14 protein-coding genes are annotated in these 17,151 nt (G+C 41.4%); 8 read left to right on the forward strand and 6 right to left on the reverse strand.

The annotated features are described in order from the left end of the window. Positions 1-574: 574 nt before the first annotated feature. The 6 genes from H6G26_RS25875 to H6G26_RS25900 all read left to right on the forward strand — a co-directional run bounded on the left by H6G26_RS25875 (position 575) and on the right by H6G26_RS25900 (position 7,571). Positions 575-1,069 (forward strand): GNAT family N-acetyltransferase, encoded by a 495-nt coding sequence (locus tag H6G26_RS25875; RefSeq protein ID WP_190732554.1) that lies wholly within the window; start codon positions 575-577, stop codon positions 1,067-1,069. A 319-nt stretch (positions 1,070-1,388) separates the two neighbouring features. After that, a complete protein-coding gene (gene petJ / locus H6G26_RS25880) occupies positions 1,389-1,724 on the forward strand; it encodes a cytochrome c6 PetJ (protein ID WP_190732610.1) in 336 nt (111 codons plus the stop codon). Between the two features lie 314 nt (positions 1,725-2,038). Next, the gene (locus H6G26_RS25885; protein ID WP_190732556.1) at positions 2,039-3,238 is read left to right on the forward strand and encodes an anhydro-N-acetylmuramic acid kinase; all 1,200 of its coding nucleotides are present in this window, start codon (positions 2,039-2,041) and stop codon (positions 3,236-3,238) included. Between the two features lie 207 nt (positions 3,239-3,445). Next, entirely contained in the window at positions 3,446-3,898 is a 453-nt protein-coding gene (locus H6G26_RS25890) for a hypothetical protein (RefSeq protein ID WP_190732558.1), read from the forward strand. Between the two features lie 210 nt (positions 3,899-4,108). Continuing rightward, positions 4,109-5,122 (forward strand): glycosyltransferase family 2 protein, encoded by a 1,014-nt coding sequence (locus H6G26_RS25895; RefSeq protein WP_190732560.1) that lies wholly within the window; start codon positions 4,109-4,111, stop codon positions 5,120-5,122. An 895-nt stretch (positions 5,123-6,017) separates the two neighbouring features. Beyond that, on the forward strand, positions 6,018-7,571 hold the full coding sequence (locus H6G26_RS25900) for a serine/threonine-protein kinase (protein ID WP_190732562.1): 1,554 nt from the start codon (positions 6,018-6,020) through the stop codon (positions 7,569-7,571). Positions 7,572-8,044: 473 nt separating this feature from the next. On the opposite strand, the gene H6G26_RS25905 is transcribed toward H6G26_RS25900, so the two are convergent. From H6G26_RS25905 to H6G26_RS42820, 5 genes are all read right to left on the reverse strand, one after another. Further along, entirely contained in the window at positions 8,045-8,242 is a 198-nt protein-coding gene (locus tag H6G26_RS25905; RefSeq protein ID WP_190732564.1) for an NblA/ycf18 family protein, read from the reverse strand. A 642-nt stretch (positions 8,243-8,884) separates the two neighbouring features. Continuing rightward, complete coding sequence (locus tag H6G26_RS25910; RefSeq protein ID WP_190732566.1) at positions 8,885-9,622, reverse strand: Stp1/IreP family PP2C-type Ser/Thr phosphatase; 738 nt, start codon at positions 9,620-9,622, stop codon at positions 8,885-8,887. 18 nt (positions 9,623-9,640) lie between these two features. Beyond that, the gene (locus tag H6G26_RS25915) at positions 9,641-11,326 is read right to left on the reverse strand and encodes an AarF/ABC1/UbiB kinase family protein (protein ID WP_190732568.1); all 1,686 of its coding nucleotides are present in this window, start codon (positions 11,324-11,326) and stop codon (positions 9,641-9,643) included. Positions 11,327-11,465: 139 nt separating this feature from the next. Further along, entirely contained in the window at positions 11,466-11,792 is a 327-nt protein-coding gene (locus H6G26_RS25920; protein WP_190732570.1) for a DUF6825 family protein, read from the reverse strand. A gap of 100 nt (positions 11,793-11,892) precedes the next feature. Then, positions 11,893-12,111, reverse strand: a complete 219-nt coding sequence (locus H6G26_RS42820) for a hypothetical protein (protein WP_242053873.1) — start codon at positions 12,109-12,111, stop codon at positions 11,893-11,895. Between the two features lie 259 nt (positions 12,112-12,370). Here H6G26_RS42820 and H6G26_RS25930 point away from each other — a divergent pair, with 259 nt between their 5' ends. Both H6G26_RS25930 and H6G26_RS25935 read left to right on the forward strand, forming a co-directional pair. Next, the gene (locus H6G26_RS25930; protein ID WP_190732572.1) at positions 12,371-13,072 is read left to right on the forward strand and encodes a Uma2 family endonuclease; all 702 of its coding nucleotides are present in this window, start codon (positions 12,371-12,373) and stop codon (positions 13,070-13,072) included. A 99-nt stretch (positions 13,073-13,171) separates the two neighbouring features. Next, positions 13,172-13,978, forward strand: coding sequence for a Uma2 family endonuclease (locus H6G26_RS25935; RefSeq protein WP_190732574.1), 807 nt, complete (start codon positions 13,172-13,174; stop codon positions 13,976-13,978). Between the two features lie 23 nt (positions 13,979-14,001). Here H6G26_RS25935 and H6G26_RS25940 read toward each other — a convergent pair whose 3' ends face one another. Beyond that, complete coding sequence (locus tag H6G26_RS25940; RefSeq protein WP_190732617.1) at positions 14,002-16,728, reverse strand: CBS domain-containing protein; 2,727 nt, start codon at positions 16,726-16,728, stop codon at positions 14,002-14,004. Positions 16,729-17,151: the final 423 nt, after the last annotated feature.

Here is a 17,151-nt window from a genome sequence, read left to right on the forward strand (position 1 = left end):
AACGTCTGACTGAAATGAGTGAGGCTGCCATATATGCCGTTATGACTCGAATTATGCTACGTCGTCTAGCCGTCTAAAGATTTACTTTATAAATGGTCTCTAAGGTACGTGTAGCGTCTCTAAGAGTTGCTATGCGGTTAGGGCACCCCTGTAAGCAAGCTATGCGTAGTGTCTCCCATTAATCCCAAAGGGAGAGGCTAGCAGATGCCATAGGATGCCCATTTGCGTGGTGTTTCCTTTAGGAGAAGGGCTATAAACAGAAGAGAAGGCTTTAAGCTGCGCTATCGCTTGTTGCAACTAGCGTTGTGTTGTGGGCATTTGTCATAGCGCAACTAAAATTTAGGATGGTACCATACTTTTGGCAACAATACACCCTAAAAAACTTGCTCTGTTATTAAATCTACATTCTTAACCGATTTAAAGAGCTTGTATCTGCATATTTCTTGAGCTTCACCTATTGCAAATTGCAAAACCGGGTGTTTGGTAGCTTTTTTTGGCTTTTCTTTGGTCATTACTCAAAAAAATTGCACAGTTACTTATAGACTATAGACTATGAACTATAGACTATAGACTAATGACTTCGCGTAGCAATTTGATTGTGCGTTTTGCGGAACCAACTGATCACAGCATACTATTTAAATTAATTCAGGGGCTGGCTGAGTATGAAAAATTATCTCACGCTGTCACTGGTAATGCCCTCGAACTTAAGGAACATTTATTTGGTTCGCACAAATATATAGAAGCGATTTTAGCAGAATCTGCGGGTCAAGCTGTTGGTTTTGCCCTGTTTTTCCATAATTATTCAACATTTTTGACCAAGCCAGGAATTTATCTGGAAGACTTATTTGTTTTACCAGAATATCGCAGGCAAGGTATTGGAAAGGCTCTCTTAAGTAAAGTAGCCCAGATAGCCGTAGAACGTGATTGTGGGCGGTTAGAGTGGAGTGTGTTGGATTGGAACGAATCAGCCCAAGAATTCTACCGTAGTATGGGAGCGTCTATATTAGATGATTGGCGGATTTGTCGTGTTACAGAAGATGGGCTTACCCGGTTAGGGGCTGTCAACTAAAGAACAAAGGATGAATATAAAGGATGAAGCAGGACAATTTTCATCTTGAATATTTCATCCTTAAACACCTATTATTTATTGGTTATAAAGTATTAAATTTTCTATAAATTTGCACTTTTATTATTAGCGTAGATACAAAGCAGCTTGTCGCCAGATATGACTCTATGCTAATAAAGCTAAATCTAAAACCCTGAATATTCAAAATCCAAAAACTTGATAGCAAAGTTTGACAGCTTGTCATTTGACTATAGCAGCGCCTCAACTGACAATTATGAAGAATATTGCAGCGAATAAGCCGTTATTGCAGAGAGAAAATGAAATGAAAAAAATTATTACAGTGATGCTGTTAGGCATAGCAATCTTCACCTTTGCCTTCAGTAGTCCGGCTTTGGCAGGAGATGCTGTTAGTGGAGCTAAAGTATTTAGTGCTAATTGTGCCTCTTGTCATGCAGGAGGTAAAAATCTGGTTCAAGCTCCGAAGAATCTGAAGAAGGACGCTTTAGAAAAGTATGGTATGTATTCAGAGGAAGCGATTATCGCTCAAGTTACAAAAGGTAAAAATGCCATGCCTGCTTTTGGCAATCGTTTAAAACCTAACCAGATTGAAGATGTAACTGCTTATGTGCTTTCACAAGCAGATAATGACTGGAAATAGACTAAAGTCTAACTTCAATAGTTAACAATTCGCGAGACAAAAAGCCCCGCAAATCTTAGAGGATGTTTGAAAATTCCTGCTGTTGGTAGCAAAACGTTCTAGAAATATGTGTGTATGCCGTAGCCTCTTTTAGGAGAGAGACTTTGAATTTTCCCCCTTAGCGACACGAGAAGGGGGTTAGGTTTTTGTGAACTTTTCCATATAACGTGAAAAGTTAGGTTTTTATCCAGCAAACTATACCACCTTAGTTTTTTTGAAATGCGTAGTAACATGAATTGAACTACCTCTTACAATCAACAAAAGAATTTTTATCAATGCATCCGACTGAAGAAGTTGCTGTTTCTACTCGCGTTATCGGTTTGATTAGTGGCACATCCGTAGATGGTATAGATGCTGCGTTAGTAGAGATTTCCGGTACAGAATTGGATCTCAAAATTGCGTTGCTGGCTGGGGCAACATATCCTTATCCAGCTGAACTTAGAGAAAGAATATTGGCAGTTGGTGCTGGCGTTGCCATCTCAATGGCAGAATTGGCAGAAATAGATGATGCGATCGCTCAAGTCTTTGCCCAAGCCGCCCAAAATATTCAAATTGGCCATCAGCCAGCCACTCTCATTGGCTCCCACGGTCAAACAGTTTATCACCGGCCACCTGCGGATAGGGGAACAGGAAACAAAACTACTCCCCACTCCCCACTAGGTTATAGTCTCCAATTAGGGCGCGGTGAATTAATCACCCATATTACGAGCATTACAACGGTGAGCAACTTTCGCGTTGCTGATATCGCTATTGGTGGTCATGGTGCGCCCCTCGTGCCCAAAGTAGATGCCTATGTACTTAGTCATCCCCAGGAGAGGCGCTGTATTCAAAACATTGGTGGTATTGGTAATGTTGCTTATATTCCGCCTCGGCATGGCGACTGGCTTTCAAAAATTCGCGCTTGGGACACTGGCCCAGGAAATAGTCTGTTGGATCTAGCGGTGGAACATTTAAGCGCTGGTGCTAAAACTTACGATGAAAATGGCGATTGGGCAGCTACTGGTACTCCTTGCCATCCATTGGTAGAACAATGGCTCAACCAAGACTATTTTCATCTGCCACCACCCAAATCTACTGGTCGAGAGTTATTTGGTGTGACTTACCTGCATCAGTGTTTAAAAGATGCCCAAGCATATAAACTCAATCCTGCCGACATACTGGCAACTCTCACAGAACTTACAGCTGCTTCAATTGTTCATAGTTACCGCACTTTTTTGCCGGAAATGCCACAGAGGATATTATTATGTGGCGGTGGCAGTCGCAATCTATATTTAAAACGTCGATTAGAGTTATTGTTAACATCAATACCAGTCTTGACTACAGATGAAGTCGGTTTGAGTGCAGATTTTAAAGAAGCGATCGCCTTTGCAGTTTTAGCCTACTGGCGACATTTGGGTATTCCTGGTAACCTACCTACTGCAACTGGGGCACCTCAAGAAGTGCTTTTGGGAGAAATTCACCAAAGTCACTCCTGAATCATAAGAACAATAAACAAGATAAAAAATTTCTTCATTCAGGACTGGCTCAACGCTTCGCTATCGCTAACGTAACTTAGCACTGCTATAACTGTAGTCTTGGCCGCACTCGATCAAGACAGATTTTTGTAACTAAGTGTTACAAAATAAAAGACAGACTATAACTGTAGTCTTGGCGGCACTCGATCAAGACAGGGAATATAGAAGGTGGCTCATACTTTTTTATTAGAACCAGGACGCTGGGCAATGCAAGGTAATTGGCTGGAACGTAATGGTATGCCAATCAGCGTCAAGGGTATGACCTTGGTCGCTTGGAATCGAGATAACTGGTTTACTATGGCTACAAAGTTGGTATTTCCAGGTAGCGATCGCTCAGAAATCTCTCTGCAATACAAGGGGCGGTTGCATGAGGGAGAGCGTCAGTATACTTTTTTACTCCAGCATAATATTTTAGGGCAGGTTGAAGGTGAAGGCTGGATTGGTTTAGATACTATTGTGCAGCGTTACTGGGTAATAGGCGATCGTCAGCGTCGTAGTGGCTTTGAAACCCTACACCGAATTTCGGAAGATAGATACTACCTCAGTAGTGGTATCTTAGCTGGTCATTTTTTAACTAACACAATGGAAGCTAGCCTAGAACGTCAGTCAACCAAAGGATAGCGCTGCCTGCTGTGCGTCTAAGCTGGGAGCCGACCGAAACAATGCCAATACACTCACTGCTTGCTTAAGGACTAATGTCTCATACTTGACCTCAAGGAGTCATTGTTTATTCTCACTAACCTACTGAGTTGTATACTAAATAAGAAATTATCAAATTATTGTTAGACTTTTAGTATTTTTACCGAACCGTGTAGTCTGGAGTCCAGTTTCATGAATCCTAAAGTCTCTGTCATTATCCCTGCTTACAATACTGAAGCTTATATTGGGAAGGCAATAGAGTCAGTTTTAGAGCAAACGCTCACAGATATTGAAGTTATTATAGTCGATGATGCTTCAAGTGATAAAACTGTAGAAGTCGTTAAAAGTTTTACTGACCCACGTCTCAAAGTAATAGTGAATCAACAAAACCTTGGGGCTGCTGCTGCGCGTAATCGTGCCCTGAGAGCAGCCCAAGGAGAATGGATTGCTGTGCTTGATTCAGATGACTGGTATGCTCCTGAAAGATTAGAAAAGCTCGTGTCACTGGCAAATGAAAAAAATGCAGACATGATTGCTGACGATCTTTATTTAATCAAAGATGGCGAAACATCTCCTTGGAGCACATTGATTCAAGAAAGTGAAGAACGTATAGATAAAATTATCCAAATTGATATCGTTTATTTTGTAGAAACTGATGCCTATGGAGAACCAGGGTTGCATCTTGGTATAAGCAAGCCTCTATTCAAACGAGAATTTTTGGTTAAGCACGGCATCGAGTACGATGATGCCATTAGGATGGGTCAAGATTTTTGGATTGATATGAAATGTTTAATAAAAGGAGCACGCTTTTTCCTTGAGCCAAAACCTTATTATTTCTACCGTTCACGCCCCGGATCTCTTGTACATAAAAGCCAATTGCCACGTTTAAATCAATATTTGAATGCTAGTAATTCTTTCATGCAACAAGATGTGGTGAAGAAAAATCCAGCTTTAATACGTGCTATGTCTTATAATATTACAGTCTATAAAAAACATTTAGCTTACTTACAAGTTGTAGAGCCTCTAAAGCAAGGAAAATGGTTAATAGCATTGACCGAAATGGGTAAAAATCCGCGCTTCTTTTATGATTTTATTTCCCGATTGAACAATATTATCGCCCGTCGAATTCAATACTACGTGATGGGTAATAAATCAGTTTTTGACATTACTTATAACATACAGAGAGAACGAAAAACTACCAATTAATACTATCATAGTTTTTTAAATAAATAATCCATCTGTACGTAGTCAAAATGAGCCTGAAGGTTAAAAAACTGGTAAAGCAATAAGTATCTCTAAATTATCCATACTAACAAAATAAACGCAGAGAACACCCTTGTTGGAGGTAAAAGGAAAGTATTAATTAAGCTGTGGGTCATTGCTCACTAAAATAATCTGAGTTTGACGAACCTTTTTTTGCCTTAAACCAAAATTCAAGTCTGTCTCTCTCCCACTCCGAGAGGGACGATTTTGAGTAATAAAACTTCTTAGAAGTTGTTTGAAAAGTGTTTTGCTGTAACTTTAAGCACTTTTAGATCCCCCCTAGCCTTAAAAAGAGGGGAACAGAAATCAAAGTCCCCTGATTTATCGGAGGATTTTAGAGGTATCTAGGACTTTTGATACCCCCAAGAGGACTTTTCAAACAGCCTCTTAGAACTCTGTGGCGAGTGTGGTGTTCCCTAATAAAGGTTTTTGTCAGATCCTAAAGTTATCTATTTAGTCAAAATTGGGCAAACTAAAATTACACCACAATGAAAGTGCAAAATGGTATAAAGCGTCATTATAAATTTACCCTTTCTGCTTGTTTAATCTGACATATTGCACCAGTTGTAATAAATGTCCTGGTTGCAAACTGCTAGATAATGCTTTCAATATTCTAAAAGAGGGCTGAAACAAGCTAGTACAGCACCGCGTAAATATACCAACGATTCAAAATCGCAAAAAGCCTAGTATATAAGTTTTTTACCTTTTAGCTTCCATTTCTGACTTGTGGTATGAGCCTAGAAAATCATTTCAGGGCGCAACAATTCAGATATCAGTTGGAATGGAATGCACTTTTCCTCCTAAACACTTACAACCTGCTTTTGGATTCAAATTCTCTATGTCAGACCCCAACATTGGTCGCTTACTAAGCAAACGCTACCAACTCCAGGAGTTAATCGGTACTGGAGCAATGGGTCGGGTTTATCGTGCTAAAGATACTTTGTTGGGAGGTGTACCTGTTGCGGTTAAGTTTCTAGCGCTATCAATCCAAAATGAAAAGATGCGATTGCAAGACCGCTTTGAGCGAGAAGCAAAAACCTGTGCTTTGCTAGGGCAAAAAAGCATCCATATTGTCCGTGTCATGGACTATGGCGTAGATGACAATAACACCCCGTTCTACGTTATGGAATACCTACAAGGACAAAGCCTAAACAATATCATTCGCAAGCAACGACTGCCTTTACCAAGATTTCTAAGTATGGCACGTCAACTCAGCCTGGGGTTACAGTGCGCTCATGATGGCATCCCAGTTGAGGGCAATATTTGCCCAATTATCCATCGTGATGTCAAGCCAAGCAATATGCTGGTGATTCAAGATCCCAGTTTCGGAGAATTGGTTAAGGTTCTAGATTTTGGTATTGCTAAGTTATTACAGTCCGATGGCGACCATACAAAATTCTATTTGGGGACATTGGCTTATTCTTCTCCCGAACAGATGGAGGGTAAAGAATTAGACAACCGTGCTGATATTTATAGTTTGGGCGTCATGATGTTTGAGATGCTCACAGGCAAAATGCCACTGGTGGCACCAACTCACTCTTTTGGAGCATGGTATAAAACACATCACTATCAAAAACCACGTTCTTTTACCGAGGCTGCACCCGGATTAGAACTACCAAAAGAAATCGAAGATTTGGTGATGAGTTGTCTAGCTAAAGTAGCACGCGATCGCCCCCAAAATATCGCTGAAATCCTCAGAGTTTTAGTATCTCTAGAAAAGCCTGACCATACACGCAAAATTAAGCAAAACAGCCATGCCCTAGTTCCCGCTATTACAGTAAACAATGAGCTTGAACAAAAGGCAAAAGCCGATTTGCAGGTTTCCTGGTCAAACGAGGAAATTGCCCGGACTATTTCTTGGCCTGAAAATAAACCAGTTGCCGATATTGTGTTTCCCCAGACCATTCATACCAATGGAGAGGTTTTACCAGCTCTGTGGGTGATGCTACCGCAAGAGGAAATTCAAAAGCGCTTACTCTGTACCCGGTATAACCAATTTCTTTTCATTTCTATCCCCCATCCCATGCTGTTATGGATTACTGTCATCTACAACCGCAAACATGGCGCTAAATGGTTACCTTACTACCTTGATCTCAAAACCAGTCTTGGTAAAGAAATTACTCGGTTACTACAGCATACAGGTTACTATCGCTTGTTGTTCTTTGCACGAGAAACACCAAATCGCTGTACCCATATCTTACTTTCCAGCGTTGCTTCTGCCCAACGCCAACGGCTGCAAGAGTGGGTCGCAATGAGCAACACATTGATGTCCTCTGCCGATCCACAAATTAGTAAGAGTGTACTCAAAAAGGAGTATGAAAAGATTAAGCCTCAAATTCTCGCAAAATTGCAAAGTATTGATACAGATTCTCCACACGATCTTTCTAACTAGGAATAATTTATTAATGTTACATCTTTTAGATGTAGCCAAGGGGTAGTCACTCAAAGTATGTAAACTTTTATAAACAAAATATATATAAAGATGTAACTTCTAGTTATATGTATAAAGAGTGAAAAAACTAGCTGCCGAATCACGGCTATCTAAATTCTCTCTCAATCTTACTGTGTATATAATAATTCCAGTAGATTAGAAGTTTACGCAGGTTGATTCACAGTGTAGACTGAACCAAAAGCAAGGCTGGCTAAGGTAAAGAGTAAATTTTTACTACAAAATTAAAGTAAGTCTAGGCTGTAGAAGATGTGTCTTCGAAAAGTGTACTTATTGCTAATTAATTTTTTGAGTTGAATTTTTGCCCAACTTTTGCGTAATTGGTGATCGAAGTTGACGCCCCGACATCCCCAGCTCTTTTCCTCCTTGGAACCAAGCAAGAGAAGGAGGTCGCCCACTGCGACAGTAGAACGACTCTATGCCATAGTGGAACCCGAATCTAAGCCCCACTGGTGCTTAAGAAGTTCTTGATAAGTTGCCTCGCGCACTACCATTTGCTCATAGAGCTTAACCAAAAAGTCTTTAGCTTGATCGTGGCTCATGTTTTGCACCTGAGTAGCAAATGAGCAGATGCTGAATTGCTGTTCCAAGGATAGTTTCGTTGGCTGGTTCATAGTTAACTCCGAAAAACAACGTGTAAAGGTGATATCGTTTACAGAAGTCTAAATGGGATAATAATTGGGCTTCTAACTGTCCAACATTTTTTCCTCCGTATTACGAAAGATAACAATTGTTTGACACATTGCCCACATCCAAAGTGTGGACTTTTTCTACTCTGATATCTTGCACCTAATCCTACTGATATACCACCCAAGTTAGTTAAGCCATATTCCGGAAAATAGGCTTTGTTTTGCCTAAGGTAAGTATAAATATCTCCCTGAGTCCTTTTTGCTTTGCACAACTCTCCTTTGGGGAGAAGCTGAGGTGTGATTCTTAGCCCCCGATAGTTTTTCCTAAACCAGAAAAACTAAGATGCTGTCTCCCCTAGCATGAAGAAAGCTTTGGAGGGTAGGAATTTTAAGGATGTTGGGGGATAAATGGTAATAAACGTGAATTATAGTCGTCTTACCTGATTACGTGCAAGATGTCAATTTATCAATTTATGCAAATTTAGCCTCATTAGGTTAATTTTGAGGCTAAAAGTATTTGTATCAAATTGTAAAAATGAAAAATGCTCACGCTGAACAAATTGCTGAGTATATTTACCGGATTAGTCATTTGTCAGTTGTCCTTTGTTATTGGGCAATGACCCATGACTAATGACTATTTTCTTCGAGCGAGACGATGACAACTGTGATATTATCGTGCCCTCCGTGGTCTTTGGCAGCCTCAACTAGAGAGATGGCGGCTTTATCAAGCCAAGGAGTGTCTTGGAGGCAGCTAGCAATCTTTTGTTCGACAAGTTCTTCTGTTAGACCATCACTACATAACAGCAAGCGATCGCCAATTTTGACATCTAGTGGTTGCAGATCAATCTGATGCAAGTCTTCACGCCCCAAACAGCGCGATAATACATGACGAAAAGGATGCGATCGCGCTTCATCTAAAGTGATGTCACCAATTTTGATTGCCCGTGCTACCCAAGTGTGGTCTTCTGTTACTTGTTCTAATTGCGACTCTCGGAAGCGATACAGCCGGGAATCGCCAACATGACCGCACCAGGGTGTCTCTGGGGAGCGAAAAACCACAGCTACAACCGTTGTACCCATATCGGCGCGTTCGGGATGATTTTGCTGATCTTGCAAAATCGCTTCATTTGCAAGCCACAAAGCTTGCTCTAGCAATTCTTGGGAAGATTTAGGAGATTGCCAATTTGCTACCAAATAGTTTTGAATTTCTTTAGTGGCAATCCGACTTGCCTCCTCACCTCCGGCATGACCACCCATGCCATCAGCAACAACGAAAAATCGCCCCTCTGGGTCGATATAGTAAGCATCCTGATTATTAGAACGAATAAGTCCCGGATCGCTAAAACCCGTGAAATTAAGTTTCATAATTTTTTCGTACAACAATTAATACATACGATCGTAACGGTCAAGGCGTAAAAGTAGTCTGATCATGATCACTGAAAGCCCTGCTGCAACTAAACCAGGCGCTAGTGCCCACCATACATAATTCGTAACCACTAAGATCGTAGCTGAAAGCGTGAAAGCACTGATTAACAGAGCATAGCTTATTGAGAGCTGAATACTGCTCTGTCGGCGCAATAGGCGTTCAGTTTCGATAGACCGAACGCGCAGGCGCATGTCTCCCCGTTCTAGCTTCTCTAGGGTATCCTCTAATCTACGTGGTAGACCAAACGCGGTACTACTTACCTGAGCTGCTTGACGACTTAATTCGTTAATAAAGCTATTTCCCTCAGAACCATTCATATCGGTCATAAGCTGCATTGCATACGGTTTGGCAACTTCCATAAAGTTAAACTCTGGATCTAAACCTTTGCCTACCCCTTCTAAGGTAGAAAAGGCTCGCATCACAAAAGTGAAGGTTGCTGGAAATCTAAATGGCTGATTATAAGCTATTTCGTAAAGGTCGTCACTGATTGCCGCGACCGATTGATTTTCAAAGGGCTTATCCATGAAATGATCCAGCATATACTGGACGGAACGCCGGACTGGGCCCATGTCATCGGTTGGTGCGATCGCGCCTAAATCGATTAAAGACTGAACAACGCGATCGCCATCTTTTTGGGCAATACCAAACAGTGTTTGCATCAGTCCTTCGCGAACGTTAGACTTAATCCGCCCCATCATGCCGAAATCGTAGAATATCAAAGCACCAGTTGCACTAATGGCAATATTGCCTGGGTGAGGATCGGCGTGGAAAAAGCCACTATTGAGCAGCTGTAGTAAGTAGGCTTGAGCGCCTTGACGAGCGATCGCCTTTCGATCCAAACCTGCCGCTTCTAAAGCTTCGTATTGGCTAATTTTAATTCCAGGGAGATATTCTAAGGTTAAGACTCTAGAAGTGGCATAACGCCAGTACACTTTTGGGACATTTACCCAATCGTAGCCGCGAAAGTTCCGGCGAAAGGTATCAGCATTACGACCTTCATTGAGATAATCAATTTCTTCCCAAAGAATTCGACAACATTCTTCATAAATACCTAACCAATCTCGCCCTCGTCCCCATTTGGGATGGTTTTGAAAGTAACGGGTAATTCCCTTGAGAATCTGTAAATCTATTTCAAATAATTTTTTTAGTCCAGGACGTTGCACCTTGACAACAACCGATTCCCCACTATGCAGCACAGCTTTGTGTACTTGCCCCAAGCTAGCAGCAGCTAAAGGAATAGGTTCAAAATTATGGAATAGTTCAGGAATTTTTTTGCCTAGTTCTTTCTCAATGGTCGCTTCTACTTGCTCATAGCTAAATGCTGGTACTTTGTCTTGTAACTTGGCTAGTTCGTCTACATATTCAACAGGGAATATATCAGCGCGGGTAGAAAACAGCTGCCCTACTTTGATGAAGGTTGGCCCTAAATCTAGCAGGGTATTGCGAATCCAAACCGCTTGGGTTTTGCGTCTTGCAGCTTGCTTTGCCTCAGTCACGCCACCCGGATAACTCCAAGATTTGTTGTATAGCCAAAGTTTGAACAATAAGGTCAAGACAAAAGACCAAATGTCCACAAAACGCCGTCTGCTAGAGTATTTTTCCCGATTCCAACGGTATGCCTTATCTGAATAACCTTGTTCCATAAATTACTTTGTGTACCGTTGGTTTGCAACCGAATCACTTGAAAGAAAAGACACTCTGATTCCTAAACTGTTTTTTTTAAGTGTCATTTGTCACTTGTGCAAAATTTTTGACGAATGACCAATGACTAATGACTAATATTTATGCAGAAGTTCTGCGATAATGTTGCAATTCTGTACGTAACAGGGCAATTTCTGCTCGTAATTCATCAATATCTGCTTGCAAGTCACCTGAATCAGAACTGGCTTGCCCAGTACCTGTGGTAGATTGACCAGCGTTAGCTGCTTCTGCTGACCGATTTGCCCGCTCTATGACTTCTTCTGTAAACTGGCGCAACTGTTCTCTAGCTTCTGCATCAAATTTGCCCAGATCGCTCAAAGCATCGGTCAAGGCGACCTCTAAACGCTCATTAACTACTTCGGCTACTGCTCTGCCTACGAAAAAGGCTTGTACTAGTGGGTTACTCATAAATTTTTGTTACGTTGATCCGCAAGAGAATTATAACTTGCCTGTATGCTTTACGGCTTCTGCTGGGGAGTTAGAGATTTACATGACTTAATGTGCGACTTCAGCCTTGGCGAATAGCATTGGCAGAGTTTGCGGGCACACAAACCAGAGCTACATCGATTTGAAATAACATATATCGTGACATTCCAGCAAGTTTCGATAATATTGCTCTGGTGTATTGGGTAAATAGGTTGTCATTTGCAAGGCTTGCTCTTTCAATATCCAGGTTATTAGTTGGCTCATAGAGAATCAGCAGTTCGATTTCTAAAATATTGATCACATAGCGATGCTTGCGGCGGGCTACGCCTACGCTAATCTTGCTAATTCACCCCCACTCAACACAGAGGCGCTTTTGTGAATATCATCATATTTCAAGAGAAATTTTCAGAAAAACCGCGCCAAATCCGAATTTAAAGACAAGCTAAATAGTAAGCATTACACTACAATATCTGATTGATGAAAATGTTAATTATATATATCAAAATCAAATTAAGCTCTGTTAAAATTAACCTATAATTAATTGATACTGGATTGATTCTATGACCATCACCCAAGAATTAGAATCTCAAGGAGACATCTCGAAAGATGTGATATTTCCACCAAGTGATTTATATAGTGACGAACCTCCTTTGGAAACAGAACTGCATCTACGACAAATAATGTTATTTTTACAATGCCTGGAATGGCTGTGGCCAGATAGAAATGATTTTTATGCAGCGGGGAACCTAACTATCTACTACAGTCCACACCAAAAAAAATCAGAGTACTTTCGCGGACCAGACTTTTTTGTTGTATTGGGATGCGAACGCAAAACCCGAAAAAGTTGGGTAGTTTGGGAAGAAGAAGGCAAATATCCCAACGTAATTATCGAAGTTTTGTCGGAGTCAACAGCGAAGACAGACAAAGGTTTAAAGAAAACAATTTATCAAAATATTTTCCGAACACCCGATTATTTTTGGTTTGATCCATACACATTAGAATTCGCGGGATTTCATTTACTAGATGGAGAATATCAGCCTCTACAAGCGAATGCAGAAGGATATTTATGGAGTCAACAATTAGGGTTATATTTGGGAATTTATCGGGGTTTATTGCGTTGGTTTACACCTGATAGAGAATTAGTACCGACACTAGAAGAAACGGCCGCACAAGCACAAAAAATCGCCGCACAAGCACAAGAAAAAACAGAGCGTTTAGCAGCCAAGTTACGTGAATTAAATATCGATCCAGATACAATTTAGATAGTCTAAACGAGTGCGATTACTTACGGGATGCTACGCGATCGCTAACTACAACACTGCTAAAATAAATTCATAACTACTTGATGCCGTATCCATTCTATGACCATAGCTCAAGAATTAGATTCTCAAGAAGGCATCTGCCAAGATGTTATATTTCCAGCTGGCGATCTATATAGTGATGAACCTCCCTTGGAAAGCGAACTGCATTTACGGCAAATAATCCTACTTTTAATATGTCTGGAATGGTTGTGGCGAGATAGAAATGATTTCTATGCGGCGGGAAATCTGACTATCTATTACAGTCCACACCAACGCAAATCAGAATACTTTCGAGGTCCAGACTTTTTTGTAGTTTTAGGAACTGAACGTAAAACTCGCAAAAGTTGGGTAGTGTGGGAAGAAGATGGCAAATATCCGAATGTAATTCTAGAAATTTTGTCTGACTCAACAGCTAATACTGATAAAGGTCTAAAAAAAGAAATTTATCAAAATACTTTCCGCACGTTGGATTATTTTTGGTTCGACCCTTACACACAAGAATTTGCGGGATTTCATTTAGTAGATGGAGAATATCAACCTCTACAAGCAAGTGAACAAGGATATTTATGGAGTCAGCAATTAGGGTTATATTTGGGAGTCCATGAAGGTTTATTACGGTTTTTTACACGAGATGGACAACTAGTAGCAACACCTGAAGAAACGGCGGAACAAGCAGAACAAAAGGCAGGACAAGCAGAACAAAAGGCAGGACAAGCAGAACAAAAGGCAGAACAAGCAGAACAAAAGGCAGAACAAGCAGAACAAAAGGCAGAACAAGCAGAACAAAAGGCAGAACAAGCAGAACAAAAGGCAGAACGTTTGGCAGCAAAATTGCGAGAGTTGAATATCGATCCAGATACAATTTAGATTACTGCGATCGCTTCACTAATTCATTTAGGATAGTATTGTGCTAAAAACTCTTCAGCTTCAGCCCTATCTTTAATCACTCCATCTAAGGTAGCAGCAACTATATCATCTAATATTTGCCGATACCGGGGCCCTGGTTTGTAACCAAGTTTCTTTAAATCATTGCCATTTAATAGTGGCTGCACATTAGTCCAAACAGTTAAATATTTCCAAATTTGATGTCTAATCTCTCGCGGACTTTGCAAAGCAATTAAAATCAGCATTGGTAAATCGTACTGTCGCAGCAACTGCACTACTTGACTGGGGCGTTGCAAAGTTGGTAATAGTGTCATCACCTGACTTTGCGCTTGAGCTAAGTTGTTCAACCTAGCAATGCTATCCTCTTGGAGTTGCAGATTTTTTGCTACTTTTGCGCGATATTGTGGTGCTAGGCAGGCGATTAACGTTTCTAAACGCATTTGCCAGTGAATGAGAATTTGTTCAGCATCAAATCGCCGCAAGCAGCGTTCTAGCAAACGTAGTTGTCGCAGGAGTTCTGCGTCTAGTTTGAGGGTAGGATGGATACATTGCAATGCCCCTAAATTATCGAGTAACTGCAAAGCCGATTTCCAGTAGGGGGCTTCTAAAATGTGTTTTAATTCTGTTTTCAGCCGAGTTTGCAGGGCTGGAGTTTTGCTATTCTCTTGGGAAGTGCGATCGTAAACGCCACTGTTGATGGCATAGCGGATAAACTCTTCAGTTTGCGGTTCTATCTGAAATCCGAACCGCACAGCAAAGCGCACGCCACGATAAATCCGGGTGGGGTCTTCGATAAAGCTGTTGGGGTGTAAAACCCGAATTTGCCTAGCTTGTAAATCTAGTAATCCGCCAAAGAAATCGAGTAATTCACCAGCACGGGGAGTAGTGAGGCGCAAAGCAAGGGCATTGATGCTAAAATCTCGACGGTACAAGTCTTGACGAATAGAACTCGCCTCAACTTCTGGATTGGCTGCTGGATAAGGATAAAATTCTGTTCTAGCGGTGGCAATATCTACCCAAAGAGAATCTAATTCTGGATCTTTGTGCCACAACAAAGCCGCAGTTTGAAAAGCCCCGTGGACTTCTAAGCGGGCGGCAGGGTAAAGTTGTTGGAGTGCCTTTGCTAGTTCCACACCAGCACCAACATCTGCTGATTTGTGAAAGCCATCAACCACAAAATCAATATCCTTAATCATCAAAGTGCCTGATGTTGCATCAGCCAACAGTAAATCCCGCACTGCTCCTCCGACAAGATATAGATGCCAACCCCGTTTTTCTGCCTCTTGTGATGCTGTGGTGAGTAATTGCCACAATTGCGGTGCAACGCGATTTTGCAACTCAGTGCTAAGAGGAATTTTGAATTTCGTTAGCGTAGCGTTAGCGTCATTTTGATTTTTGAATTCTTGTCCTTCTTCGTCTTCATCCCTTTCTTGATGTAATTCCCGCAAGACATCAGTGCGAGTGACCAAACCAACTAACTGTTCATTCTCCAATACTGGTAAGCGTCCGATATCATAAGTCACCATCAGCGACTCAATTTGTGGCAGTGTTGTATCTGGTGCGATCGTTTTAAGATTTGTGGTCATGTAACCTTTGACTGGCGCATGACTAAATCCGTGGTGCAGGGCAATATCAATATCCCGCCGCGAAATAATACCTACTAGTTGGCCTTGGGCATCGACTACAGATAAACCAGAGTGCCCATAGCGTAATAAAATGCGCTGGGCTTCGGCAATTGTGGTTTCAGGCAGAATCGTGCGGACAGGAGAGGACATTAAGTCCCTAGCGGTGAGGGGATGGGGAATTTGTGCTTTTACCCCGTCAAGGAGTTGTTTTAATATTGCCTCTGAATCAACTCCTCTTAAGTTTAGCGATGCGGCTTGTGAATGACCGCCGCCGCCTAGAAGTTGGAATAATACGTTAAGATTCGTTTTGGGAATGTGCGATCGCCCAATTACAGTTAAGCGTGAATCACTTTCATCTAAAGCATATTCATTAGCCAACAGTAGGGCATCAATTTCAGTTAATTCCACAAGTTCCGATGCCAAACTCGATAACCCAGGCACAAAATTTTTAGTTTTTAGAGTTACCCAAGCAACCGTATATCCATGTAGAGAAAGATATTCTAAATTTTCCAGCGATTCAGTTAATAACTGCTGCAATTGCACAGACAAACCAGGGTCACGGTAGGTGGAAATTACCGATAAACTCGCACCTTGTTGCATTAACCAAGCCAAAGCTAGGGCATCCCGTGGTGTGGACTGGTCATAAGTCAAAGAGCCAGTGTCAACGTGGATACCCAAGGCCATCACAGTTGCTTCGGCAGCAGTTAGGGAAATTTCCTGTTGTTGCAATTGCTCAACGATTAAAGTTGTAGTTGCTCCTACTGAGGAAATATATGATTCGGTAGCCGGAATATTTGATTCTTGTCCTAAGTGATGGTCATAAATTATAATCTCTCTAATATGGGCTAAATCTAACCACTCAGCAGCTTTACCCAAGCGATCGCGCTGTTGCGTATCCACCACAGTCAGAGAACGAATTTTTTCTGGATTCACCGAACGGCGTTCAATTAGGGGATATTCATCCCGATGCAATGCTAAAAAATCTCTTACAGGAGGGTGAGAACCGCCACTCAGCACAATCTTACTTCCCGGTAGTAAGCGCGTTAACCCTACGGCAGCCCCTAGTGCGTCAAAATCTGCTGTTGTGTGGCAAAGAATTAAATCCATAGTATTAAGAGCCATTGGTCATTGGTGCTTAGACAAAGGACGAACGACTAAAATATTGTAATTTTTGGTAACTGAAAAATAAGAAAAAAGTATCAGTGTTGCCCTTGAGGTAAAATTGACAGAGGCCTCACCCTTTAACCCTCAGAGTCAGCGCCTTAATTGTCAAATATTCTGAAATACATGATTGCGGCGTTGTATGATTTAAGTAGTTACTCGCCACCACGGTCATTGATACACCTCGCTTACTGCCCTCTGGCAAACCTACGTGAAACGTTGGACAACGGGAAACGAGTAGGCATCCTTTCAAAGAATGCAAATTTACCATTGGTTGACACATCAATGCAAAAGTCATAAGCAATTCATCCTGTGTCGTAAAATTTGTGGGGTACGAAAGGAAGAAAAAATCAAATTTTTGACCGTGGG

This window comes from Nostoc sp. FACHB-888, assembly GCF_014696655.1.
In the GTDB taxonomy this organism is placed as follows: domain Bacteria; phylum Cyanobacteriota; class Cyanobacteriia; order Cyanobacteriales; family Nostocaceae; genus Nostoc.